The 15,951-nt window shown below is 32.4% G+C and carries 20 protein-coding genes; 14 read left to right on the top strand and 6 right to left on the bottom strand.

Annotated elements, in window-relative coordinates; genetic code table 11:
• The first annotated feature begins 389 nt into the window (after nt 1-389).
• The 5 genes from COD11_RS28020 (at nt 390) to COD11_RS19365 (ending at nt 3,850) form a co-directional block, all read left to right on the top strand.
• Nucleotides 390-755, top strand: a complete 366-nt coding sequence (locus tag COD11_RS28020; RefSeq protein WP_098798545.1) for a DUF4304 domain-containing protein — start codon at nt 390-392, stop codon at nt 753-755.
• Between the two features lie 207 nt (nt 756-962).
• Complete coding sequence (locus COD11_RS19345) at nt 963-1,226, top strand: CPCC family cysteine-rich protein (RefSeq protein ID WP_098798521.1); 264 nt, start codon at nt 963-965, stop codon at nt 1,224-1,226.
• Between the two features lie 160 nt (nt 1,227-1,386).
• Entirely contained in the window at nt 1,387-1,692 is a 306-nt protein-coding gene (locus COD11_RS19350) for a hypothetical protein (protein WP_098798522.1), read from the top strand.
• A 484-nt stretch (nt 1,693-2,176) separates the two neighbouring features.
• Complete coding sequence (locus COD11_RS19360; RefSeq protein WP_098798523.1) at nt 2,177-2,485, top strand: helix-turn-helix domain-containing protein; 309 nt, start codon at nt 2,177-2,179, stop codon at nt 2,483-2,485.
• A gap of 3 nt (nt 2,486-2,488) precedes the next feature.
• Nucleotides 2,489-3,850, top strand: a complete 1,362-nt coding sequence (locus COD11_RS19365; protein ID WP_098798524.1) for a hypothetical protein — start codon at nt 2,489-2,491, stop codon at nt 3,848-3,850.
• Nucleotides 3,851-4,331: 481 nt separating this feature from the next.
• Here COD11_RS19365 and COD11_RS19370 read toward each other — a convergent pair whose 3' ends face one another.
• Entirely contained in the window at nt 4,332-4,955 is a 624-nt protein-coding gene (locus tag COD11_RS19370; RefSeq protein WP_098798525.1) for a hypothetical protein, read from the bottom strand.
• A gap of 16 nt (nt 4,956-4,971) precedes the next feature.
• Complete coding sequence (locus tag COD11_RS19375) at nt 4,972-5,487, bottom strand: matrixin family metalloprotease (RefSeq protein WP_098798526.1); 516 nt, start codon at nt 5,485-5,487, stop codon at nt 4,972-4,974.
• Nucleotides 5,488-6,405: 918 nt separating this feature from the next.
• On the opposite strand from COD11_RS19375, the gene dnaN reads away from it, so the two are divergent.
• The 9 genes from dnaN to COD11_RS27650 all read left to right on the top strand — a co-directional run bounded on the left by dnaN (nt 6,406) and on the right by COD11_RS27650 (nt 13,660).
• Entirely contained in the window at nt 6,406-7,521 is a 1,116-nt protein-coding gene (dnaN, locus tag COD11_RS19380; protein WP_098798527.1) for a DNA polymerase III subunit beta, read from the top strand.
• Between the two features lie 75 nt (nt 7,522-7,596).
• A complete protein-coding gene (locus COD11_RS27025; RefSeq protein WP_176551151.1) occupies nt 7,597-7,743 on the top strand; it encodes a hypothetical protein in 147 nt (48 codons plus the stop codon).
• An 88-nt stretch (nt 7,744-7,831) separates the two neighbouring features.
• Nucleotides 7,832-8,623, top strand: a complete 792-nt coding sequence (locus COD11_RS19385) for a hypothetical protein (protein ID WP_098798528.1) — start codon at nt 7,832-7,834, stop codon at nt 8,621-8,623.
• A 90-nt stretch (nt 8,624-8,713) separates the two neighbouring features.
• On the top strand, nt 8,714-10,441 hold the full coding sequence (locus tag COD11_RS19390; RefSeq protein ID WP_098798529.1) for an adenine nucleotide alpha hydrolase family protein: 1,728 nt from the start codon (nt 8,714-8,716) through the stop codon (nt 10,439-10,441).
• A 50-nt stretch (nt 10,442-10,491) separates the two neighbouring features.
• Nucleotides 10,492-11,676, top strand: a complete 1,185-nt coding sequence (locus tag COD11_RS19395; RefSeq protein WP_098798530.1) for a hypothetical protein — start codon at nt 10,492-10,494, stop codon at nt 11,674-11,676.
• Nucleotides 11,657-11,920 (top strand): hypothetical protein, encoded by a 264-nt coding sequence (locus COD11_RS19400; protein ID WP_098798531.1) that lies wholly within the window; start codon nt 11,657-11,659, stop codon nt 11,918-11,920. The genes COD11_RS19395 and COD11_RS19400 overlap by 20 nt, the downstream gene beginning before the upstream one ends.
• 81 nt (nt 11,921-12,001) lie before the next feature.
• Nucleotides 12,002-12,568 carry a helix-turn-helix domain-containing protein gene (locus tag COD11_RS19405; RefSeq protein WP_098798532.1) on the top strand — a complete coding sequence of 189 codons (567 nt, stop codon included), beginning with the start codon at nt 12,002-12,004 and terminating at the stop codon, nt 12,566-12,568.
• The gene (locus COD11_RS19410; protein WP_141549714.1) at nt 12,469-13,395 is read left to right on the top strand and encodes an IS3 family transposase; all 927 of its coding nucleotides are present in this window, start codon (nt 12,469-12,471) and stop codon (nt 13,393-13,395) included. The genes COD11_RS19405 and COD11_RS19410 overlap by 100 nt, the downstream gene beginning before the upstream one ends.
• Nucleotides 13,396-13,528: 133 nt before the next feature.
• Nucleotides 13,529-13,660, top strand: coding sequence for a hypothetical protein (locus COD11_RS27650; RefSeq protein WP_255301649.1), 132 nt, complete (start codon nt 13,529-13,531; stop codon nt 13,658-13,660).
• 521 nt (nt 13,661-14,181) lie between these two features.
• Here the strand turns inward: COD11_RS27650 and COD11_RS27655 are convergent.
• From COD11_RS27655 to COD11_RS27660, 4 genes are read right to left on the bottom strand one after another with little or no spacing between them, the layout of a single operon-like run.
• Nucleotides 14,182-14,316: a capping complex subunit for YIEGIA gene (locus COD11_RS27655; RefSeq protein WP_255301650.1), complete on the bottom strand. Its 135-nt coding sequence runs from the start codon at nt 14,314-14,316 to the stop codon at nt 14,182-14,184.
• A gap of 40 nt (nt 14,317-14,356) precedes the next feature.
• Nucleotides 14,357-14,482: a YIEGIA domain-containing protein gene (locus tag COD11_RS28025; protein ID WP_369689287.1), complete on the bottom strand. Its 126-nt coding sequence runs from the start codon at nt 14,480-14,482 to the stop codon at nt 14,357-14,359.
• Nucleotides 14,470-14,595: a hypothetical protein gene (locus COD11_RS27890; RefSeq protein WP_369689288.1), complete on the bottom strand. Its 126-nt coding sequence runs from the start codon at nt 14,593-14,595 to the stop codon at nt 14,470-14,472. The genes COD11_RS28025 and COD11_RS27890 overlap by 13 nt, the downstream gene beginning before the upstream one ends.
• Complete coding sequence (locus tag COD11_RS27660) at nt 14,591-14,854, bottom strand: YIEGIA domain-containing protein (protein WP_255301651.1); 264 nt, start codon at nt 14,852-14,854, stop codon at nt 14,591-14,593. The genes COD11_RS27890 and COD11_RS27660 overlap by 5 nt, the downstream gene beginning before the upstream one ends.
• Between the last annotated feature and the right edge of the window lie 1,097 nt (nt 14,855-15,951).

Raw genomic sequence — 15,951 nt, forward strand, 5'->3', positions numbered from 1 at the left:
TTCGCTTGTTAAACGGGATCTTTGTCCCAACCAGCCTGAAACATGATTATACAAGTAGGGAGTGAACAGTTTTGCGGACGGGATCATGTCCCACAAGCGCTTCGTTCTACTCCGACTACCGCTATAATAAAACTAAATAAAAAAAGTTCAACCAGTAAAACCTGGTTAAACTTATATTACGAACAAAGCGCTGTTCTTGAAAAAAGGGTTATAGTTTTTTTAAAAATACCTCAGGAAATGAGAAGCACACTTTGAAAAGGAAAAGGAAGTGTAAGTAGTTTCATTTATACTAAAGGAGTAGAATAGTTGAAAACCAATCAGAAAAAAGAGGATGAAAAATGGCATTGAATGACAGGGAAATGATGAATACTTCTTGAAAAAAAGTTGCAATACCTTTTTTAAGAGAACAAGGATTTAAAGGCTCATTACCTCACTTTAGAAGAAAGAATGAAACTAACATAGATTTAATTACTTTTCAATTTAACAAATGGGGAGGCTCATTTGTAGTTGAATTAGCGATTTGTACAATAGAAGGTATAGCAACACATTGGGGAGAGTACATTCCACCAAACAAAGTTACTGCCCATGATATAAACGAAAGATTTAGGTTAGGAGCCAAATCAATAGATGAAGACGGTATATGGTTTAATTTTGAAAATGCAAAATCAGTAGAAGATTTTGAGAAAGTTGCATCCATTGTTGTAGATTTATTAAATGTATCTGACCGTTCGTGGATTACCAAGTTCTTCAAGTAAATTGCTATCTTCAGCAATAGAAAGCGCTTTTAATGAATAAGGAAAAGCCTTATGTAAGTTAATGAATGATTGTTTAGAAGTGCTTGTAAAGTATTATCAATTCGTATTATCTTTTTCATGATGCCCTTCAGTTAATTTATGAACATAAAGTGGATAGTTTTATAGGAAATATTATAGACTTTTTTCTATATAGAGTGAGGCGATTACATGAAATATACTTGTCCTTGTTGTGGATATAAAACATTGGATGAAGAGCCAACAGATACATATGCAATTTGTAAAATATGCTTTTGGGAAGACGATGGTGTACAATTTCGAGATCCAGATTACCAGGGGGGAGCAAATGATGTTTCATTAAGGCAAGCACAAGAAAACTTTATTAAATTCGGTGCATGCTCAGAATTTTGTATTGATTCTGTTAGAAAACCAAGCCAGAATGATATAAAAGACCCTAATTGGAAACCTTTGTAGGAATTATTAGCACTCCAATGTTCGATCTTCCACAATAAAAGCGCTAGAGTAGAACATTAATGGACTGTAGCAGCAGTCTGTTTTTTATTTCATTATTTGTTATTGGGCAGGATAGTTTCAATTTAATGTTGAATCAATTTAGAAAAAGGAGTTGATTAATTTGGTAGGAGTATTAAAAAAACTTTATCTTCAATTTATAGCTTTGTTTTCAGTATTACTTTTATGTTCTTCAGCATTTGTTGATCCTCGGAGTTGGTGGAGTATACGTGAAATAACAGAGTTTAGTGCTGATGGTTTTTCATCACAATTTTCTTGGATAAAAATATCATGCTATGCCCTAATTGTTATAACTATAGTTGGTATACTAAACATACCTTTGGCAAAAAGAGCGTTTAAAACTATAATGAAACTTGGAGTGATAAAACTTCAATTGCTTTTAAATAATGTTAGAACTTTATTGAATTAATGAATTGAGAATGGGTGTTACTTATTTTTGTAAGATCCAAATTGAATGCTTTCTTTCTTCGACAATAAAAAGCGAGATTGTGAAACAACGTAGGTAGAATGATCAAACTTTTTTATAAAAACCAAACTTAAATCTGCTGGAGAAGAATCCATTTTGATCAATCTTTTTTCAAAATGGATTCTTTTTATTTATCGTAAAATATGGGTTTGCAAGGTATTTTTGATCAAACTTTATTTCAAAGCTACAGAAGGTATTGATTAAATTAAAATTGAAAACAGTATTTTGATTAACTAGATTATTTGTTGAAATGATTAATTTTAATCAAAAGCTGATATTAGGAAAAAGTTTTTCTTTATAATATGGGAATATTGACGTATAATTTAATGTAAATTGATAGAATCGTTAGGCGGAAGACGCATTTATCTCTTGGTATCAAGACTAAGAGATAGGTGCGTCTTTTTTTTGCTTAAGAAAGGAAGAGAAGATGGAATTTTTATCTGTTTATCCAAATTTAATTGAAATATTACTCCCTCCTCATAAAGGGGAGTGTGTCCTTTTATTTAGAAAGCAACTTGGATTAACTCAATCAGAATTAGCGGAAAGAGTAAATTTATCTAGAAGTGCGATTTCTAAAATGGAATCAGGAACGTCAGGTGTTAACGAAAAGGTATGGGAATACGTTACCAGGAATGTCTTTCAATCATTGCATAGTAATGAAAAGGTCTCATATATCGAATTTAGAGAAGTGTTAGAAAAAGTCTTTTTCTATAGTCAGAAAAAAGGTGTGAGTTAAAAGATGGATGTTATTATTGGCACTGGTAATGAACATTTAGATGCCATGATACAGGAGGATATAAAAAAATCTGGTATAGGTCATGTTGTTGCTATCGTTCCTACAAGAAGATCACTGGTGAAAAAAATAAATGAAGTATCTCCGGAAATGACTATTATAGGTGATGATTTATTAGGTGAAAGTAATAATCGTGGTGAGTCAGATGTTGAATGGGAAAATATTATAGAGGATATTAGGCGTTTTAGTTATAATTTGAGGATCGTTTTCTTCTGTGATCGATCTGAAGATGACTTATTTTTAGCAAAGCTAACCACTTTTAACATTACTGATATCTTTAACGAAGGTACATTTCCAAAAGATTATATCCAGCAGTTAAATCAAGAACCAAATTTCAAAAATATAATCCGCTTCAGGAATCAAGTTGAAAAAGCCACAGAAGATATGAAAAAAAAGAAAGTAGAAGAAGAGATAAAGGCTGCTGAAGAGATTATTGTTTCCGGTGTACGTCCGCAAGAAGGAAGAGTTGTTGAAAAGATTGTTCCGGTATATCAACAATTAATTGTACAACCTAAATTAATAGTGTTTGCTAGTGCGTTTGAGGGGGCTGGATCGTCCTCTATGGCTAAGTTATTTGCTGAACACCTTGCAACATTGAATCTTCATGTAGGTCTTGTAGAAAGCCCATATGCAGCTCCATATTGGTATGAAGCAATAGATGGAGAGGTTAGAGTAAAAGAAGATTGGAAAAGTTGGTTTTCAAGTATAGATAAAGACCAAGTTATTCGTAAGGGCAGCGATATAGAAGTTGAGAATGTTACGTATATCATAAAGGGACCTAACGACTTATTAGAAAAGTGGTCTTTATTAAAAACGGCTTATCTCATTGGATATGCACGTCAAATTCCTATAATCGTTTATGATATGTCTCATAATTTAACACATGAGCATGAAAGGGTTATCTTAAAGCAAGCAGACCATATATTCATTACTTCAACTTTTGATCCAGTGCGAGTGAATAGAAGCGTTGATGAGTATAGCGAGTTTAGAAAACAAATACCCCCTGAAAAGATTTCAATGATTTTAAACTACTCAACAAAAGACCTGCGTACAAAGTATGAAGATAAACTAAGGGATTCATTTTCAATTAATGGAGACGTCTACCATATACCATATGTTCATGAAATGACGACAGCTTTAATAAAAGGATGTTCCACATGGGAGCATATACCCGAAGATGATGAGTTTAAAAATGAACTAAAAAGCACGATGGCAATTCTTACAGAAAAAGTAGTAGGGAAAGAACTGCTTAGTAAATTATTACCAGAATCAAAGAGGAAGCGTTGGTCCTTTTTTAGTAAGAAATAGAGTGAAAATATATTAGAGGAAATATGCAAAAAAGAACTTATAAACATTGGTCTATAGGAGAACAAGAGCAACTTATTGAATTAATACAATATAGATTAAAGTATCACGAGATTGAATGGAGAAAGTTCAGTTTATTAGCTATTATCACACTTTATCTTCTTTATATATCTTTTTCATTTACCGCAATTGATTGAAATTTTGGTGGTATTGAAAGAGGTTTAAATAATTAATATTTTCTAAGCCGTAGTAAAATCCTAAATAAGAATAAAAAATCAATATCTCTCATGATGTGAACAAAGAACCTCAAAAATATTTAAGAAATACCCTAAAAAGGTTAATCTATCAACATTGTATAAAATAATGCATAATCTATAAAAGTAACAAAGAGCCAACCCCTTGATATCATTGAGTTTGGCTCTTTTACTCGCTTCGTATTGTTGATGTTATGGTAACTAAAGATGTATATGATATACTCTTAGTTTTAATTTTCAACCAAATTGATTATATCTTTATATTTTGCTTTTGCTTCCTTAATTAGTTTTTTAACACTTTTATCATTACCATTAAATTCTAATTCATCTGTTTCTAATGGAGCCTTACCATATACAGCACCTACAGGGATAAATGTTCCAGGATCAGAACTACTTTCATCCATAAATAATATATAATGTTTACCTTTTTCCATAAGTTCATATCCATCTAAAGAATAATTAACCTTTTTTTTGCCATCACCAATAGTATCACTAGCAGCATTTTCTAATACAGAAATCACATCATTTTTAATAACTTCTTGACCAGAAGTATTTTTAATAACCTTCTTAACTTGAAAATTTGATATTGTATAGCCACCCATAATACCTTCATATCCATCTTCACCTACTACACCATCTTCTAGTATGGTAGGTTCCTCTTTATTTAATTTCTTCCCTATAACAATTAAAGTGGATTTATGCTCCATAGCTTCAACACTTTCAAACCCTTCATGTTTTCCGTGACCATAAAAAGACTGTTCAGTAACAGGTTCGTTATCTTTGTAAATATAAATACCACCAAAAAAGATTAGTGAAACTAAAATCGTTTTAATTAGAATCCCTTTGTATTTCATTTGAAAATTCCCCTCCTTAATATCTCGCTCGAATGCCAGACCAATCATCTGATACAGGATAAATACTATCTAGCCATTCTGGCCCCGATACCATAATTGAAGGAACATCATCTTCATGAGCTAAACCCAATGAATGTCCAACCTCATGTGCTGCCGTTTCTTTTTCTCGATCATCAGATAAAGGACCAAAATCAGCCCAGAAAGTTATGTTTGAATAATCACTAGTACTACAACGACATTCACTGACTTCTGTAGCATAGTCATTTGTATCAGTTGATGAATATTCGAACCTTATCGTAGCTTGTGATTTTGTGTATTTTTGACCATAAATCACAATCTCAGGTGCTGGATCCCAAGCAAAAACTCCATATCTAGCATCGGTATTCCATGATCCCACCGAAGAACCAATATAATAAGTTATTCCTTTAGGGTTAGGCACTTTATTTCCTAAAAATCCATATGCTTGTGCAGATATTGTAGTAAGTAAACACACAATAACCAATAAACTTGAGAAAACAAATTTCTTTTTCATAATATCCTCCTATTCTTAAATATCTGGTTAACTAATTTCTACAAAAAATGTTAAATTCCTCCTATTCTTCAAAATATTCAATCTATTAAGTTATTTGCCTTTATGGCATAACCAAAAATTAATAAAATTAATGCTGCAAAACAAAGAGCGAATTACTGTGTGTAACATAGAGAGTGAGAAGGGACAAGTTCTAAAAAGTCGGTTAAACCATTGGTATATATGTTTTTTTTGGTTACACACCTAAGTTTTATGAATAAAACCACCATACAAACTGGTTTTGGTTGCCTTAATGGCAACCTTTTAGTCTTTAAGACATTAACGAAAAATTATGAAATACAGGGTTGCAAAACCAAAGGGCGAATTGCTATTAAATAATAGTGATAATAGAGAGGGTTTTTAAAAAGTGACTTGAAGAGTTGATATGACTAGGTTTGTTAAGGTTTTTAGGGTGTCACCTTTTTAAATAAATACAAATAAAAAAAGACCGTATCATTTTACAGATACGATCTAAAATCTTTATTAAAAAAACTTTGCAGGTAAACTTACCTTTTTACCATTTTAATCTTTAAGATTTTTTAAAGAGTGTTGAATTAATCTCATAGTAAGTTAGTATTACATGTATATAGTAGGTTATGAAGAAGATATACTTACACTTTGAACAAAAATAGTTAAAGAGTGTTGGCTTTTAGTAGTTAAATAACTTATTTGATCTAATAAAAAAAAGTAGTATAATAACCATATATTTATTTCTTATTGCTCAGATAGAGCCTTGCATTGAAGTTTTAAGCCCTATGGGTAGTATTTTCTCTTAGAGGAAGTCTGCCCCTAGGGCTTTTTTGCGTTGTCATAAGGAATAAATCTTAGTTTTGTAGGGCGCTCACCTATTAAATTTTATTACACATTTTAGGAGGGATTTAAGTGAGCATAAAAATTAATCATTTAAAGGGTTTTTTACAAGTATTAGAAAGGGCAAAAGCTGTTGCGTCTGATAAGAATGACGACATCAAATCTGGTGTATTAATTCAAGCTAAGGGAACATCTTTATCTATTAGAGGTATGGACGAAAATATTAGTTTAGAGATTCAATCAAATGAACTAACAGGAGCAACCAAAGAAACATCTTTTTTGGTTCCGGCCTCGTTTTTTCAAGAATTGATGAAGAATTTACCTAAAGGTGATGTGAAATTAGTAAAAAAGGAATCGAAAAATGAAGTAAACATAGTAGTGGGGAAATCTCAGTTTAACATAGCAACTATGAATGGTGAAGATTACCCTGTAGTCGACGTGCTTCAAGAGGGTAATTCCTTTAAAATTGACGGTACTCTTTTTTCAGAAGGTCTCTCAGCTGTTAAACACGCAACATCAGAAAATGAAACAAGACCAATCCTAACAGGGGTACATATTGTTTCAAATGGTCAGTATTTAACTCTAATTGCAACAGATAGTCATAGGTTAGCTGCTAAAGCAGTTCCTTTACTTCAGGAAGCTACAGAATTGAAAAATACCGTCTTACCTAAAAAGTCGATTGATGAACTTATTCAAATTCTATCAAACGTCAAAGAATGCGAAATGATCATTCACGAAAATAGGATGACCATAAAGACAGATAATCTTACTTTTACCACAAGGCTTTTGGAGGGGAGCTATCCAGACATTACTAAGCTAATTCCTAATGATTTTGAATGCCAGTCTAAGGTTAATAGGGAAGAGCTTATAAGAGCTTGTGATAGAGCAAAAATTTCCTTGAAGCCAGATAAAAAGAAAGTGGCGAAATTTCACTTTAAAAACTCTGAATTACCTGCATTAGATCTTATCTTTACAACTAGTATCTCTTCAGGAAAAGAGGAATTATTTTTAGCTGATTTAGAGGGAGAAATTACAATAAATCTTGATGTAGTTTACCTTAAGGATTCATTACAAAGTCTTACTACGAGGGATGTACTAATTCAGTTTGCTGGAGTAATGAAACCCGTACTCATTAAGCCTGTCAGTGAAGATGCTGCACAATTTGCGCTTGTGTTACCAGTCCGTTAGGAAGAATTAAATACACTTACAAATCATCACGAGACTGTCGTGATTTTTTTATTGCACATTTTAGGAGGATGAACAATGAAAAGCCCATATTTAACAAGAACTCAAGAGGTCATAGCAATGAGTAGGTTAAAACGAAAGGTTGAAGCTTATAAGCGGATCTATTCAAGTAACTATGATGTGAAAGTTTCAATTAAAGATTTGAAGGCATTAGCAATTCGTTAATAAGTGTTAATTACAAAAAAATAGAAGTCATAAGAGAACTATTACTAATATGTAGTAGTTCTCTCTTAAATAAGAGGAGGAAAATATAATGTCAGAAAAAATGGTAGCAAATTTAATTCCAACAGCAGCAAAACTTTTAGATTTAGGTGTTTTCAATAAAGTGGCCGTTAGGGATGTTGACATTAAAGAAGAATTTGGAGATACACATTCGGGTGATGCAGTAGAAGTTTTGACTTTTTACAGAACTGTTAGACGCACTAGTAAAAAGAAAAGAAGGTCAATCACATATGCCTTGCATATCTTTTTAAAAGGTAATACTAACAAGGTAGAAGCTTCTGCCTTTGTTAGAACTTATCGCTCTAAAGGGAATGTAACTATGGGGCATCGATGGTCTGCTGTTTTTCAAGGATATCGTGATATTGATGTTTCTACAAATGATCTATTTAGGTTAGTGTCACAGGAGAGTATTTCCTTTGATGGATTATCTGTTTTCATTTCAGAGGCAATAAAAAAATCTCAGGAGATATTTAAAATTACGCCTAAAAAAGACATCAATAAACAATTCTATGAGACAATTCATTACTTAACTGATCTATATAATCATGAAAATGCTATTGTAGATTTGATGTCCGTTCATTTATCTAGCACAACATTATCTTTCTCAATCATCTGTGAGACTGGTTGGGGTAGTGATTATCATTTCAATGTCACAAAAGATGGTAAATATGCAGTAATGACAATGGAAGTCGATCCAAGAGAAGTGGGGGATGAGGTATCGCCGACTTTCCAAGCGAAAGAAGAGATTAAATCTTCTGATTCAGGAAGTACCTATGAAGCCTTTAATAAACTATTTAAAGCATACGGAATACTAAATTTATAACTACGAAAAATGAAGGTCAAATAAAAACAATATAACGTAGGAGGGGACTGTTCCCTTGCTAAACATTTTAGCAGGGGGACACCCCTTTTTATGTTTAGCAGTGGGACAATTCGCATGAGTGATATTTTTGAAGAGATTAAAGAACATATGAAAAAGGTTTATTTAATGGAAGATGTTCCGCTAGCATTGGCTTATTCAGGAGGTAAGGATTCAACCTTATTATTGCTACTGTTATGGGAAATGCTCTTGTCTTTACCTGTTTATCAAAGAAAAAAGAAGGTGCACTTAATAACTTCTGATACAGGCGTGGAAACACCTGATATGACTGAGTATCTCCATAATGCGATTGATAGCATACAAAGATCTGCTGATGAACAACGGATACCAGTTGAGACAACAATTGTAAAACCAAGTCTTAAACAGTCCTTTTGGTTCAAAGTACTTGGAAGAGGAACTCTTATTTCAACACCTAATACACGTCACCGTTGGTGTACAGCGTCTTTAAAAATCTACCCATCACAATATAAACTAAAAGAACTTTTATCACAAGCTCCAATTAGGATAGGAGACCAAGCGAAGCATCAACTTATTCTTATGCTTGGTACCAGAAATGAAGAAAGTGCTAGGAGAAGGGCTTCAATAGCCAAGTGGGAATTAAGTGAAGAATCTTATTTTAGTGGTCATAGTGATTTTGATGAAATCCTTTGTTATGGCCCTTTGAAATTTATTTCCTCTGATTTTCTCTGGTATAAACTTATGGATTATACTGTTTTTCCCTTTGGAGTAAAGTTAAGTGATCTAACACTACAATATGGTGAATCTATTATGGAGTGTGGTATGAAAACAAGTAGTGATCAAGGCAACGCTTGTGGTGCTGCTGGAAGCAGAGCAGGATGCTGGACTTGCGGAATGCTGAGTGGGAATGATCCGATGCTTGTTCGCCATATTGAAGAAGGGAAAACCAAATACCAGTATCTATTGGAATGGAAAAACCTTATGTTACGAATGCGGAATGATATCCGATTTCGAGAGGTATTACCTAGACAACTCTTTAAAAAGAAATTAAACGTTTTAAAGTTGGAAAGAGAATCATCGAATTATCTTAGTTTCTTTGAAGAAGGCGATTTAAGTCTTAGACACAGGTATGAATCATTTAAACGTGCAAGTTATGAGGAATATCTACCAGGTGCTATGACTGTTATGGGAAGACGAATTTTGTTGGAATACCTCCTATTTATCCAAGAGGAAACGGGCTATTCTTTAATTCAAGAGGATGAAATAGATGCTATATTAAACTGCTGGGTAGAAGTTGATGGGATTTCTATTAAAAGGGATGAATTAAATCCTAGAGAATTTGATTATGATGGAGAATTAATTTTCCTTCCTAATAAAACGATTAACCAAAAATTAACGAAGAATCCTCACCCAGTTTTTTATATTACAGTAGAGTTAAATATGAGCGAAGATAAATTATTTGAATTTCTTAAAGAACGACAACAAGCTACTGGGAAATCATACTTTTTCTTCCCATCTTCTCTTGATTTTAAGAAAAGACAAGCTGTTTGGAATAGAGCTAGCTTTGTAGTTTGTAATAGAGGGATTGATAATGATTTACAAGCCGCTGAAGAGGTATATAAATGGCTTGGCTGGTCTTATGGTTCATTTACAGATAGGACACATAAGGCTGCTATAAACCATCTCATGCTTAGTGCTATAGGTGAAGCATTAGGTAAGCAAGAGCAAAGTTACGGGTTTATATCTGGCGAAGATTTACCAGAACACCAAGAAGGAGTATTTTCTATTGTTAACTTTGAGTGATTTACATTTAAAGAAAAATTTGGTATTACTTATTGGAGGTGTTGTGATAGATGTCGGAGAAACTTAATTATCATGGATTTTTACATAACCTTGCCCCTAAAATGGACAAGGTTCTAGATATATTTCGTACTGAATCAACAAAAGATGATATAAAGTCTAATTGGTTCGGAGATTTGGTACTATTAATCATAAAGGATTTGAAAAAATTTTATAAGCCAGTTACAACGGTTGGTAAGATGAAAATAGCAAACTTAACTGGACTTCCAATAATAGGTGGAGCTGTTGCCAGTGTTATCACATGGTTTGCGGAATTGCATTGGGTGTTGATAGCTGGAATAACTTTTCTAGTCTTTGTGGCCATCTTTCTTTGCCTAATTCCTTTTTATAAGGATAAAATGCTTAATATCTACCATCCTTATTTTAATTTACAGGCTTATAAAAAATATAGACCAATTGAATATGAATTGTTAAATCATACTGTGTATGATAAACACTTTTCATATAGCGGATTGGCAGCCTATGTTACTGGTGTTCTAACAAAACAAGACGAAGATTCTAAGATTGTTCAGGCTATTACTACACAATATAATAAACAAGAGGAAAATCTGAAAAATGAAATACTAGAATTGCGAAACAGAGAACAGTCAGCAATGGATGAGTACCGTGACACAATTAAAGAGCTTGATTTAGAAATAGAAGTCTATGAGTCAACGGTTAGTTATTTGGTTCATTTAATAGATCATATTCAAAAGATTTTACTTAGAATATCGTCTGATGATTTTGATTATCCAGATTTAGCGATCATATCTGACTTTACACTTTATGAATACCAAGAAGGAATGAAGCTAAAAAAGATAGCTGATGTAGGAACAACAGCGGAATTTCCGAAATATATTGATTTGGAGAGAGAAATGCACCATCCAAAAATACAGTCTATTATAGATGTTTTTAACAGTAATACATCGGACATGTATCATAATCAACCAGAAGATGGTTATGAAGTTGTTTCATACAAGATGAAAATGGGAAAAGAAAGAAATAATACTATTTGGATAATTTCTTTACAGATTAACAAGTCAGTTAATGAAAGAGGTCTTCTATTATCTGTTTCAAATGATATAGTAGATAAAAGAGTTATTTACAAGATTCTTCTTGGTTTAAGTCGTATTCTATATGATAAAATTGAGAGAGAAGAGAAGAAAGGGGCTGGATCTAATGTCACTTCAAAAATCTAGTACGGAAAAATTAGGTGCTCGTTCTCAAGTGGTTCCAATAAGGTCCCAAGCGGAAATAATTGCAGAACGTAGAAGAGCAAGAAGAGCAAGAATTAATCTAGCAGATTCAAGAGCGCGAAGTATTCTGAATGGTACTGCAGATATTCCTGCAAGCATTACAATTAAAGATCCAAAAAATGAATTTGATTTATATAGAGAAGATATAAATAAAGCTATTTCAGAAGTAGCTGCTATAAAAGAATAATAAAAGCCCCTTAATGGATGATCAATTTGTACTGCACCCCAAAAGTTAGAGTAAGAATCTAACTTTGGGGTGTTTTTATTTATGTCTAAATATGATGAGCAATTTAAGTTTATGGTAGTAAGAGAATATCAAGAAGGACAACTTGGATTTAAGCTGCTAGCCAAAAAATATGGTATTAAATCACATAAGCAAATTATTAATTGGGTTAAAAATTACGAGAAGTTTGGACCTGAAGGGTTAATGAGGAAAAAACAGAAAAAAATTTATTCTGTTCAATTCAAGCTAGATGTATTAAGCTTTATGAAAAGTACAGGATCTTCAGTAGTTGAAACAGCCCTTGAATTTGGGCTTACAAACCCTCCTATGATATCAGCGTGGAAGAAAGCTTTTTTGGAGGGTGGTGCTGATTTTCTGGATAAACAGAAAGGACGACCACCTATGTCTGATAAAGCTATAAATCGAGGAAGTAAAAAAGTAGTTGAAGATAAAGCAATGACCTACGAACAAAAATTGGAGAGAGAAAATGAGCTTCTCCGGTTAGAGGTAGAATACTTAAAAAAGTTACAAGCTTTTCAGGTGAACCCGGAAGGTTATCTCGAAAAGCACAGGCAGCATTATCGTTCGAACTCAAAGAAAAGTTCAAACTAAAAGATGTTCTACAAATAGTGGGAATTCCCGAATCTTCCTACCATTATCACGTGAAAATGATGAAGAAGGAGAATCCGAATCAGGAGCTTGAAGAACGTATTCAAGCTATGTTTGAGGAACATAAGGGCAACTATGGATATCGTCGTATTTGTTTGGACTTAAAGCAACGTGGTTTGATAGTTAATCATAAAAAGGTTCAACGCATCATGAATAAGCTCGGACTCAAATGCGATAAGTTCAGAAGAAAAACACGAAAGTATAGTTCTTACAAAGGAACGATTGGAACAATTGCCAAGAACCGTATCAAAAGACGTTTTCACACAAATTTGTATCATCAAAAACTAGCAACAGATATAACAGAGTTCAAGTGCTCAGATGGTGAAAAACTATATTTCAACCCAATTATGGATATGTTCAACAGTGAGATTCTTTCGTATGGGATAAGTAAGCGCCCAACCTTAGAATTGGCTCTAAAACCTCTCGAGGAAGCCTTAGAAATTGTAAAAGAATCTAAGTACAGAACCACCATTCATTCTGATCAAGGTTGGCATTATCAACATAATAAATGGATAAAAACACTAAAGAAACATAAGGTGTTCCAAAGTATGTCAAGAAAGGGAAACTGTTTAGACAATTCACCTATTGAGAACTTTTTCGGATTACTTAAACAGGAAATGTACTACGGAGAAGCACTCTGTTCATTTGAGGAATTAAAAAAGAAAATCGAAGAGTATATCATTTATTATAATAACAAGCGAATAAAGCAAAAATTGGCAGGCAGGAGTCCGGTTCAATACCGTATCCACACCAGCCAATTAGCTGCTTAATATAAAACTCTAACTTTTAGGGGTCACCACAATTAAGGGGCTTTTTTGTATTTAATTAACTAGATATGTATTAATACTAGATTCTCCTGGACATACTTGCTACTACTAAAGAAGAACAAAGGGAGAGATTATCTTGAGCGATAAAAAAATAATTAATATGAATTCAAAATCTAGACCGTTAAAAGGTAAGAATCAGGATGAGTTGATAGCTGAAAGGAGGAGAAAAAGAAAAGAAAAATTAGCTCCATTATTTAAGAAAAGATAAATGTTGTCATGGGATTAGGGAGTAAAGTTTATTTTTTTGAAACATTAAATAATGAGGGGAGACATAATTACACTACTAGTTTCTACTATCCCTTTAGTTGAGCTATCTATAGGGCTTGTCACGAAAAATCCATAACAGATAATTTTAATACTGAGATTGACCAAACGGAGGGACATATTTTGTGAATTTACGAAACTACAAAAACTGTTTCGACTGAAGATGGACATTAACTGTATAAGCTAATATAATCCTATACTTTACAAAAATATAACAAACGAAATGGTAAAGATAATACACTAGTTGATATTTTCCTGAATAACACCTTGTATATAAAGTTTAATTTACGAGAATTTTCATGAATAACTAAAAATCTTAAGAATTTCACCACTTCTAACAAAGGGTAATAAAAAGAGAAATATTAATAAATTAAATATAACTAATCCTTTTAAAAAGAACATTATCATTTATTAGATATGAAATAAAAAGCCATGTAATTACGTGGCTTTTTCCTCTTTTTAGATTTATACTTTTAACACTATGTAATCACCACTTTTCATTTTTACAACATCAGCCTTCATAGCCTTTGCTACATCTTGTACCATCTCTTTTTGTTGTTCCTCATTTTCTGCTAATAATGAGAGCTGCTTTTCTCCCAATACTCGTTGTTTTGGAACATAGCAGCTGTATTTTCAGAACCTAAGAGGTTTGAACATAGATACCATCAACAAAAAGTTTATAGTCTTTCACTTCAACCTTCCCATCGTCCACATCAGCAATATCTCCAATTATATTACCCTTTGAGAATCGTTTTAAGATGAGCAATACGATAAACCAACTATAGAACCTGACAAGTTTACATCACTGTTTACAATTTGGATTGTAAGTGTAAGTGAAATGTAGTTTCTTGCTTCGAAGGTTTTAGCAATTCCATCAATATAAGCATCTCCATGGTAGGAATATTCTTATTTTCAAATCCTTAAGGATTTCTCTTTCAGATTTTCTTACGTTTCTATATTGTTGAATAGCAAGTGTTAGGAAGGTAACAGCAACAAATTTTTTGTTCATCAATGCTGGGATCGCAACAGCCCCTGATGCAGAGGCAACAAAGCCTGTGAGCAAATGAATGAGATACCCATATGGATAGCTTGGGTACTGCCTGAAATCCCCTTTGATTGTTAAAATGCGAACAATCATTCCTGTGATTACCGCAGTAAGTATCATCAAAATATGTATTGAAATTTATTTTGAATCACCAACTTTATTTTATTATTCTTAATACAAAAGATGACCCGCGTCTATTTTCTTAATATTTAGGTATTGATATGTTTGTTATCTGTACATGTATGTTGAATTAATAATTTGTATTCTGTAAAAATACTTGATATTTCTAGTTAGAATAGTTTCATCAACTTTATAAAAATGAAGTTATGAAAAAATCAACTATATGTCTCATATTTTTATTGTCAGTTTGTTCAATACAATGCAATGAATAACAAAGAAGAAACACACGTAAATTATTAAGTACAAATCACTAACAATCTCTAAGATTAGAACTGTGAAATATTTAACTTTCTAAAAGGTAAAACTGAAAATACGTAAGTTTGGTACATTGTGGCTATTAATATATTGGGATGTTATGATAGATTTGTGAATAAAAATAAGGTGAATGTTCAGGTGTGTTGGATATCATAGAAGAAAATGCGGGGTTGGTTAGAAATTGCTACAAGATGGGGAAACTAAATGAAATTCGAGAATCGTAGATAGATAATATCTATTAAGAAAGATAAAGTTATTCACCCACTTCAAATTTAAAAACACAATATTATGATTAATGAATATAAAATTATTAGATGCTGTAACTATTGCTAACTTTTGTTAGTTATTTCATATTTGGTAAAGATGGCATCTGTTCATACACATTAGGTTAAAAAAGACCGCGTTCAGTATTGATCGTTTTTTTAAAAAAATAAAGTAGCTATTGATGTAAAATTACTAGTTGGCTCTGCAACTTACTTTTGGCTTCAAAATAGTTTTTCCATAAATTATACATTATTTTCAATAACCTTAATATATAACAATTCTATAAAATAGTTAGGTGTATACAACATTTCTTTCCTCTTAATATGGTATAAGATGAATTGAGGTTTATGGATGATGGTATAAGGATCAGTACTTCGCACTACAGGAATATGCAAAAGGCTTTAAGAGCTAAAAAATATTTGTAACTATTGTGCAGAGTTTATGATAATAATTCATATATATATATTAATAGAAAAAGTCTCTATGTAAAA

Origin of the sequence: Bacillus sp. AFS040349, from assembly GCF_002577655.1 — a bacterium.
Classification (GTDB): domain Bacteria; phylum Bacillota; class Bacilli; order Bacillales; family Bacillaceae; genus Metabacillus.

Bases quoted from the DNA above. Each gene is read 5' to 3' on its own strand.
- COD11_RS19345 (WP_098798521.1), top strand. From the start codon at position 963: ATGAAATATACTTGTCCTTGTTGTGGATATAAAACATTGGATGAAGAG.
- COD11_RS19360 (WP_098798523.1), top strand. From the start codon at position 2,177: ATGGAATTTTTATCTGTTTATCCAAATTTAATTGAAATATTACTCCCT.
- COD11_RS19365 (WP_098798524.1), top strand. From the start codon at position 2,489: ATGGATGTTATTATTGGCACTGGTAATGAACATTTAGATGCCATGATA.
- COD11_RS19370 (WP_098798525.1), bottom strand. From the start codon at position 4,955: ATGAAATACAAAGGGATTCTAATTAAAACGATTTTAGTTTCACTAATC.
- COD11_RS19375 (WP_098798526.1), bottom strand. From the start codon at position 5,487: ATGAAAAAGAAATTTGTTTTCTCAAGTTTATTGGTTATTGTGTGTTTA.
- COD11_RS27025 (WP_176551151.1), top strand. From the start codon at position 7,597: ATGAAAAGCCCATATTTAACAAGAACTCAAGAGGTCATAGCAATGAGT.
- COD11_RS19385 (WP_098798528.1), top strand. From the start codon at position 7,832: ATGTCAGAAAAAATGGTAGCAAATTTAATTCCAACAGCAGCAAAACTT.
- COD11_RS19390 (WP_098798529.1), top strand. From the start codon at position 8,714: ATGTTTAGCAGTGGGACAATTCGCATGAGTGATATTTTTGAAGAGATT.
- COD11_RS19395 (WP_098798530.1), top strand. From the start codon at position 10,492: ATGTCGGAGAAACTTAATTATCATGGATTTTTACATAACCTTGCCCCT.
- COD11_RS19400 (WP_098798531.1), top strand. From the start codon at position 11,657: ATGTCACTTCAAAAATCTAGTACGGAAAAATTAGGTGCTCGTTCTCAA.
- COD11_RS19405 (WP_098798532.1), top strand. From the start codon at position 12,002: ATGTCTAAATATGATGAGCAATTTAAGTTTATGGTAGTAAGAGAATAT.
- COD11_RS27660 (WP_255301651.1), bottom strand. From the start codon at position 14,854: ATGATTGTTCGCATTTTAACAATCAAAGGGGATTTCAGGCAGTACCCA.